The organism is Bacillota bacterium (assembly GCA_018333655.1).
Taxonomy (GTDB): domain Bacteria; phylum Bacillota; class UBA994; order UBA994; family UBA994; genus BS524.
Window position 1 is genome coordinate 20043 of record JAGXTJ010000052.1, and the last position, 7006, is coordinate 27048.

At 55.6% G+C, this 7006-nt stretch carries 7 protein-coding genes; 2 read left to right on the forward strand and 5 right to left on the reverse strand.

Features of this window, described 5'->3' with window-relative positions; all coding sequences use genetic code 11:
• Nucleotide 1 precedes the first annotated feature (1 nt).
• The 5 genes from KGZ92_09550 to KGZ92_09570 form a co-directional block, all read right to left on the reverse strand.
• Complete coding sequence (locus KGZ92_09550) at nucleotides 2-2044, reverse strand: MMPL family transporter (GenBank protein MBS3889506.1); 2043 nt, start codon at nucleotides 2042-2044, stop codon at nucleotides 2-4.
• A gap of 98 nt (nucleotides 2045-2142) precedes the next feature.
• On the reverse strand, nucleotides 2143-2736 hold the full coding sequence (locus KGZ92_09555) for a TetR/AcrR family transcriptional regulator (protein ID MBS3889507.1): 594 nt from the start codon (nucleotides 2734-2736) through the stop codon (nucleotides 2143-2145).
• A 127-nt stretch (nucleotides 2737-2863) separates the two neighbouring features.
• Complete coding sequence (locus KGZ92_09560; GenBank protein MBS3889508.1) at nucleotides 2864-3358, reverse strand: rubrerythrin family protein; 495 nt, start codon at nucleotides 3356-3358, stop codon at nucleotides 2864-2866.
• A gap of 85 nt (nucleotides 3359-3443) precedes the next feature.
• A complete protein-coding gene (locus KGZ92_09565) occupies nucleotides 3444-4469 on the reverse strand; it encodes a DUF3048 domain-containing protein (GenBank protein ID MBS3889509.1) in 1026 nt (341 codons plus the stop codon).
• Nucleotides 4470-4562: 93 nt separating this feature from the next.
• Nucleotides 4563-4790 (reverse strand): hypothetical protein, encoded by a 228-nt coding sequence (locus tag KGZ92_09570; protein ID MBS3889510.1) that lies wholly within the window; start codon nucleotides 4788-4790, stop codon nucleotides 4563-4565.
• 192 nt (nucleotides 4791-4982) lie between these two features.
• Between KGZ92_09570 and KGZ92_09575 the strand changes: the two genes are divergently transcribed.
• Together KGZ92_09575 and rlmD are read left to right on the forward strand one after the other, a co-directional pair.
• Complete coding sequence (locus KGZ92_09575) at nucleotides 4983-5525, forward strand: methylated-DNA--[protein]-cysteine S-methyltransferase (protein ID MBS3889511.1); 543 nt, start codon at nucleotides 4983-4985, stop codon at nucleotides 5523-5525.
• On the forward strand, nucleotides 5506-6912 hold the full coding sequence (rlmD, locus tag KGZ92_09580) for a 23S rRNA (uracil(1939)-C(5))-methyltransferase RlmD (protein MBS3889512.1): 1407 nt from the start codon (nucleotides 5506-5508) through the stop codon (nucleotides 6910-6912). Before KGZ92_09575 ends, rlmD begins: the two co-directional genes overlap by 20 nt.
• The last annotated feature ends 94 nt before the right edge of the window (nucleotides 6913-7006 follow it).

A 7006-nucleotide genomic window follows, 5' to 3' on the forward strand; every position in this document is an offset into this window, starting at 1 on the left:
TCTAGTGAAGTTGGTTAGTGTTACTTGTTTGCGTAGTGAGGCGAATAAAGCGGTCACCCAGCATGAGCACCTGCGGTAAAAAAGTGAGTACCAAGAGGCAGGATAGTAGCGCCCCCCGGCCGATGAGCATGCCTAGTGCCGCAATGCTGGGCACACCAGAAACCAGACCTAAGGTGAACCCGGCTCCGGCTAAGATGGCAGCCGAGGTCATGACCGAGTAGCCCGAGGCCTCTATGGCGGCGGTTGCAGCTGCTCGCACCGTCATGCTGCGGCGAAACTCTAGGTAGCGCCCTGTCAACAAGATGGCGTAGTCGATGGTAGCGCCAAGCTGCACAGCGCTGACAATCATGTAGCCGATAAAAATGAGGGGCGAACCAGCAAAGTAGGGTATAGCCATGTTAAGCCAAATAGAAGCTTGGATAGTAAGCACCAAGAGGAGGGGTAGGGAGAGAGAGCGAAATGTTAGCGCGATAATCGCACCGACGGCGAGGATGGCGACTAGGCTAGTCACAGAAAAATCGTACTCGACAACCTGGCGAATATCGTCCACAGCGGCAGAGGCACCGAGTAGCAGGGCGGCCCCAGGGTAGTAGGTATCGGCAGCGTGCCTTATGGCAAGCACTGCCTGGTAGGAGTCCGCACTCTCGGTGGCGGTGTCTAGCATCATGACTAGGCGAGAGTAAGTTTCGCCCACAAATTGGTCCACCACCGCAGGCGGTAGCATGCTCCGCGGTATCGAAACATCGGCTAGGGAGGCGAGAGCCTGCACACTGTGAACTTGGGGAATAGCGCGCAGGGCGTTGGCCAGTGCGTACTCCCGCGGCACATCTTGCGCGGGTACCAGTAGTACGAGCGGGTTGTGGCGGCCAAACTCTTGGTGCAGCATGCTTTCGTCGGCCTGTGCCGCTTCACCATAGAGAAAATGGTTGGCACCCTGCGCCATAAAGGCGACCGGCAATGCTAGTAGCACCACGGGTACAATCCACCGCATACCTACCACGCCGCGCGCAAATTTGCCCAAAGAGGGGAGTAGGGGGCGATGCTCGGTGCGTTCTAGTAAGCGTGCCGAGTATATCACTAAAGCCGGTAGCAAAAACAGCACTGCTAAGAGGCTCAAGGCCACCCCCTTGGCCAAGACGAGGCCGAGGTCGTAGCCTAGGCTGTAACGCATAAACATCAGCGCCACGAAACCTGCTATGGTCGTCAGTGAGCTCGCTAAAATAGTGGCAAAGGAGCCTCGCAGTGCCACTATCATGGCTGTTTCTACATCCATACCCTTGCGGCGCTCCTCGCTGAAGCGGTGCAAGAGAAAGATAGAGTAGTCCATGCTAACGGCGAACTGCAAGAGACCAGCCGTGGCAAAAGTGATAAAGGAGATGGAGCCTAAAAAAGCATTGGTACCCATGTTGAGAACAATGGAGATGCCTATCGTGAATATAAAAAGCAAGGGCTCAAACCACGAACTGGTGGCGAGAAACAAGATGAGCAGGAAGATAGGCAGCACAAAGGCGATAATGGTCGAAATCTCCGCGGTCGTCGTGCCGCGTAAATTTAGCGCATCAACCGCAGGCCCACGTACCGTGACCTGCCCGCCCTGCAGGAGACGCAAGGCCTTAATAGCCTGGCCCGTGGTGAGGTCATGGTCGCCCGCGACAAAGATTACCTGAAAGCGCGCCGCGCCATCGGCAAAAAACTGACGCACCGTAGTGGGTGGTAGTAGTACTAGCGGAGTGTAAATATCTACCACGTCGTCTAGCCACACCACGCTATGCACCCCCTCTGTAGCGCTAATGGCACTCTTCAGCTGGCGCGCAGTGGGTATGTCGATGTCAGGCACGATAATTTCCGCCGTGCCCTGTAGACCAAACTCCTGCGCCATAACATTCATGGCTTGGCGCGTGGGCATATCAGCCGGCAAGTAGGCGGTCTGGTCGTAGTTGATAGTGACGGTGGGGGCCAAAACCACTGCCACTAGGGTGGCGAGAGCGAACAGCACCACGAGGGTCTGGCGCTTAGTAACAATAAATCGGGCCAGTCTATCCATAATACCTCCTGTAAATAGTGAATATTGGTTCGCTTATCAGACATGAAAAATACATAGCCATAGCTATGTTGAGCTAGAGTTGCCGACTGCTAGCGGCTCTAGGGAGCACCCAGTAAACGATCTTCAAAGTCATCAAAGTAAAACACCAGCATGCGGCTGATCAGTTCATGCAGTCTTTCGGGGTCCTTGGTGGTGCGAAACAAAAGAACCATGCCCGAGAAGAAGCCTGTGGCCACTAAGCGCACCAGTGTTTCGTCTGCTAGGGCCCCTTGCCGACCGAGTTCTAGCTGCATGCGCTCCGAAATCATTTCGGTCATGATGTGCACAAAGTTTTCATGGCGGGAACCAATACTCTTCTCTGCTATAATCAGAAGCTGTCGGCCATGAGTGTTGTAGACCGACATAATGCCGGCGGCCAGATGGTGTGCCAAGCCGCGCACGCCCTTTGCCTCGCCGCCACCAGAAAAGCCTGCTGCGTCTGCCATCAGGGCGGCAATGCGTTCGTAGCAAGATCTAACTATAGAATCGAAGATATCCTCCTTGCTCGCAAAGTAGCGGTATAGGTTGCCAGTAGAAACCTGTGCCTCTTGTGCAATGCGCTGCACTTGCGCTTTGGCATAGCCATGAGCTTCGAACTCATCGAGGGCCGCCTCTAAGATTCTCGCGCGGACTTCTTCTTTTAAATACTGCATTAGCGAACCTCGATTCTCTTTTGCCTAGCATAGCATGCGCGTAGAGGTGCGTCAAGCGAGCTTAGGAACAAAACGGAGCCCACCCCCAAGGGGGCAGGCTCCTTGGCTCGTCACCAAGTAGCAGCTACTAATTGACTAACTTAAACTGCTGGGGTCCGACTCCGCAAATCGAACACATGGCTGGCAGAGTTAATTCCACATTGCCGCAGACCACGCATAGATGGAAGGAAAGTTCTTCCTTAGCATCGAGATTGTTTAAGATCTTGGCATATAGCTCAGCATGTACCTGCTCGGCCTGTAGGGCAAACTTAAAGGCGCGCGCCGCCTCTTTTTCGCCCGCCGCCTCAGCCGCGGCCAGCATGGGTGGGTACATCGTGGCAAACTCGTAGGTCTCACCGTTCACGCCTTCCCGCAAATTCTCTGCGGTCGAGCCAATGCCCTTCATGGCTTTGAGATGGGCTAGGGCGTGGATAGTTTCGGCCTCAGCCGCCGCGCGAAACATTTTGGCCGCATTGCTATGGCCCTCGGCCTCGGCGACAGCAGCAAAAGCCAAGTACTTGCGATTAGCCTGCGATTCGCCGGCAAAGGCTTCTTTGAGATGCTTGAGTGTGGTTTCGTTCATTTATGTTCCTCCCAATATGTAATCATTACTATATAGTAATTTACACGAGCAGTCTCGGCCTGTCAACCCTCCCGGCAGCCAAATCTCATTCCGCTACGATACTAACCTTAGCGATAGCGGTCACGATCTGTATCCAAGTATTGCCCGGGGAATACAAGTAGTCTGCCCCATTGACCGTAAAGTTAAAGTGCCCCTCTGGGCTATCCTTCGCCCATGTGCCGCGATGAAGCTGCCCGTCGCGCAAGAACCACGCCGTACCTGTGCCGATGATATCAATGACGGTATGTGCAGCATCTGTGGCCAACTGGCGATGGGGGGCGGCGATAAATACGACATTGCGCACGGTGATAGCTGTGCCATCGCGCATCGTATGCGGAGCACCGTTAATATAGCGATGATAGACCCCCTCGCTCCAGCGCCACTCCACCTTGTACTCGGGCGAGTAGCTTGTAAGTACCTTGGGGGCACTCTCGCCTACGGGCATACTACCCTCAGGCCTTTTAGGCAGGGGATGTAGGGGGTAGCGCTTATGCTGCGCCTCCGCCAGCAAGAGCTCTGTACTCGTGTAGAGATTGTGGGGCATGTTGCGCGCAGGGTCTCGCCAAAAAGCGCGCCCGGCATTGTTGATTTCGTCAATGCTAGGCACAGTGAGTGTGCGCAGGTGATTAATCGTCTCTACACTGCCTCCAGCATGTGCCAACGGGGCCTTGTAGGCCTTGGCTATCTCGGCAAAATAGGGGCGCGCACTGCGGATAGGCCCAATGGTGCTCGCCGCTTGACTGTAAAAGAAGGCCAGATAACGCGTTATGCCACCTTCGGCCATCATCTCCACGACTAAGTCGGCCCTGTCTAGCCCGCTCTGGGGGCGTGCTTGTGCCTTGTTATCAACTACCGCCGCAACTACTCCCGGCAGCTTTGATCCGGGGTCTTGCGGGTCTGGCGTTACCAGAGGCGGTGTGTCCGCGGGGTTAAGTCCGCTCGCTGGAGGAGGCGGCACCGACCCCCCAGGCAGTATGTAGAGCGCGGTGACCAGTAGCACAATAAAAATAATGGCCCCTGCTAAGAGTGTTAAGCGACGCAGCAACACAGAGCGTATGGCCCTAAGGCGCAAAGTGGCACCAACTTTCTCCGGTATTCCGGCCAGTGCGATTCATACTTCAATTCGACTTAGGGTACGGCAAATCCTGCCATAATGAGTGCAATCTTAGAAATTAAGGGCAGAGCGGGCGAGAGTATATATGTAGAAGCCCAGAGCATAGAAGAAAAGCGCGAAGTAAAAACTGGCCACTAGCCGCGCCAGGCGCGCGGCCAGGCCTCGCGGGTGGCAGAGCGAGATTTCGTCGCCTAGTGCCTTGCCTGTGGCAAGCGCGAAGATGAGGATCAGCAAGTGGGGCCAGTGAGCCGCCAACCAATCCACGACCAAGAACAACATCAGGCGCCCCCCTTTCGTCTGGTTGCTTCAATATATGTATTGTTACGCACATATCTGCCCCAAACATTTGTGAAAGAATAAGGTATGCGGCAGGAGCAGAGGCACTAGGGGAGAACATCACTTAGAGAGTCGCGCCGCGAAAACGAGGCGGCCTGGCTTTCGCGTAGGACCAGCACAGTATTCATTTGAGGAATGGTGATTAGAATGGCAGTATATATGGGTGCAGTACCAACCCCTTGGGGTGAAGTGTACTATGCGGTATCCGAAAAGGGCGCCGTAGCCATAACTACCCCAGGGCAAAAAATAGCGGATCTAGAGGAACTTCTTGTGCGCCTCGGCCTCGCGCAGGCCATGGAGGATGACAGAAGTAACCTCCACCAAGTCGGGAGCGAGCTTCTCGAGTACTTCCACGGGGAGCGCCAAAACTTTACCTTTCCCCTTGATGAGGTAGGCACAGCCTTTCAGCTCCAAGTCTGGCAGGCCCTTCGTCAAGTGCCCTATGGCTCTGTAAACAGCTACAAAGAGATAGCCATGGCCATCGGCAAACCAAAGGCCTGCCGTGCTATCGGGCAAGCGAACGCCAAAAATCCCCTGCCTATCGTTACCCCCTGCCATCGCATTTGCGCGGCCGACGGCAGCTTGGGCGGCTTCGCTGGGGGCTTAGAGTGCAAACAGCAGCTCCTTGATTTTGAGCAAAAGCACAAAGGGGGGCCACATGGTGACACCCCCCGTTAAAGTTGGGCAAAAAGTGACGCTTACCATTACTGGCATTACCCATGCCGCCGAAGGCGTCGGTAAGTACCAAGGTTACACCATCTTCGTGCCAGACGCCCTGCCGGGCGATGAGGTCGAGGCTAAAGTTATCTCCACTCAAAAGCAGTACGGTCGAGCACTGCTGACCCGTATAGAGAAGCCATCTCAAGATCGTGTCATGCCCCCCTGCCGCTACTATGCCGAATGCGGCGGGTGCCAGCTCATGCATGCCAGCTACGAGGCGCAACTTCGCTATAAAGAAGAGCAGGTTACCGCCGCGCTCACCCGCCTAGGCGGCCTAGGCGACATTTCGGTGAGGCCAATTATGGGCATGGTGCAACCCTATGGCTACCGCAACAAAGCCCTCTTTCCGGTTGGAGTACAGGAGGGCCGCCTAGTGGCGGGCTGCTACAAGCGGCGCAGCCACTCCATCGTCGACATTGACACCTGCCTGATAGAGCACTCGGCCATAAGCGCCGCCTTTGTGGCTGCCAAACGCCTAGCAGCGAAACACCATCTCTCTATCTATGACGAAACCACAGCCGAGGGCCTCTTGCGTCACATCCTCGTGCGGCATTCTTTTGCCACCAAAGAAACCATGGTTGTCTTCGTCATCAACGGCCACGTTTTGCCAGGTGGCGAACTAATCGCCAGCGAGCTCATGGCCGAGCTGCCACAGGTCGTCTCCGTGCAATTTAACATTAACCGCGCGCGGGGGAATGTCATCCTCGGGCACGAAACCATACTTCTTGGTGGGCGCGACCACCTCATCGAGCATCTCGCCGGCCTAAAGTTTAAGGTCTCCGCCAACTCTTTCTTTCAAGTTAACCCCGTACAAACAGAGCAGCTCTACAGTAAAGCTATCGAGTTCGCCGCCTGCGGCAGCTCCTCCCACCTCTACGACCTCTACTGCGGTGTCGGCACCATGGCACTCATCATGGCCCAGAGTGCACACCATGTCACCGGCATCGAAGTCGTACCCGCTGCCGTAGAAGACGCCATCGCTAACGCAGAGCTAAACAACATCACTAACGCCACATTTCTCACCGGCACGGCCGAAGAGCTCCTGCCTACCCGCCTCGCCACAGGCGAGCGGCCCGACATCATCGTCATCGACCCACCCCGCGCCGGCTGCGACGAAAGCCTGCTCCGCACCCTCGCCACCGCCGCGCCCTCCCGCCTAGTCTACGTCTCCTGCAATCCCGCCACCCTAGCCCGTGACCTCAAGCACCTCACCGCCCACGGCTTCACCGTAGTTGAGGTTCAGCCTGTCGATATGTTCCCGCATACGGCGCACGTTGAGACGGTGGTACTTTTATCCCACAAAAAATCACAGTGTATCTGGCAGACTGAAAGTGAACCATTATGATGGAAAGTGACATTTAGAAAATGAACCACTCCGACCACAAACCCTGTATGCTAGAGGTTGCAAGACATCAAGCATTGGGGGTAATGAGGAGTGA

Bases quoted from the DNA above. Each gene is read 5' to 3' on its own strand.
- KGZ92_09550 (MBS3889506.1), bottom strand. From the start codon at position 2,044: ATGGATAGACTGGCCCGATTTATTGTTACTAAGCGCCAGACCCTCGTG.
- KGZ92_09560 (MBS3889508.1), bottom strand. From the start codon at position 3,358: ATGAACGAAACCACACTCAAGCATCTCAAAGAAGCCTTTGCCGGCGAA.
- rlmD (MBS3889512.1), top strand. From the start codon at position 5,506: ATGGTGACACCCCCCGTTAAAGTTGGGCAAAAAGTGACGCTTACCATT.
- KGZ92_09555 (MBS3889507.1), bottom strand. From the start codon at position 2,736: ATGCAGTATTTAAAAGAAGAAGTCCGCGCGAGAATCTTAGAGGCGGCC.
- KGZ92_09570 (MBS3889510.1), bottom strand. From the start codon at position 4,790: ATGTTGTTCTTGGTCGTGGATTGGTTGGCGGCTCACTGGCCCCACTTG.
- KGZ92_09575 (MBS3889511.1), top strand. From the start codon at position 4,983: ATGGTGATTAGAATGGCAGTATATATGGGTGCAGTACCAACCCCTTGG.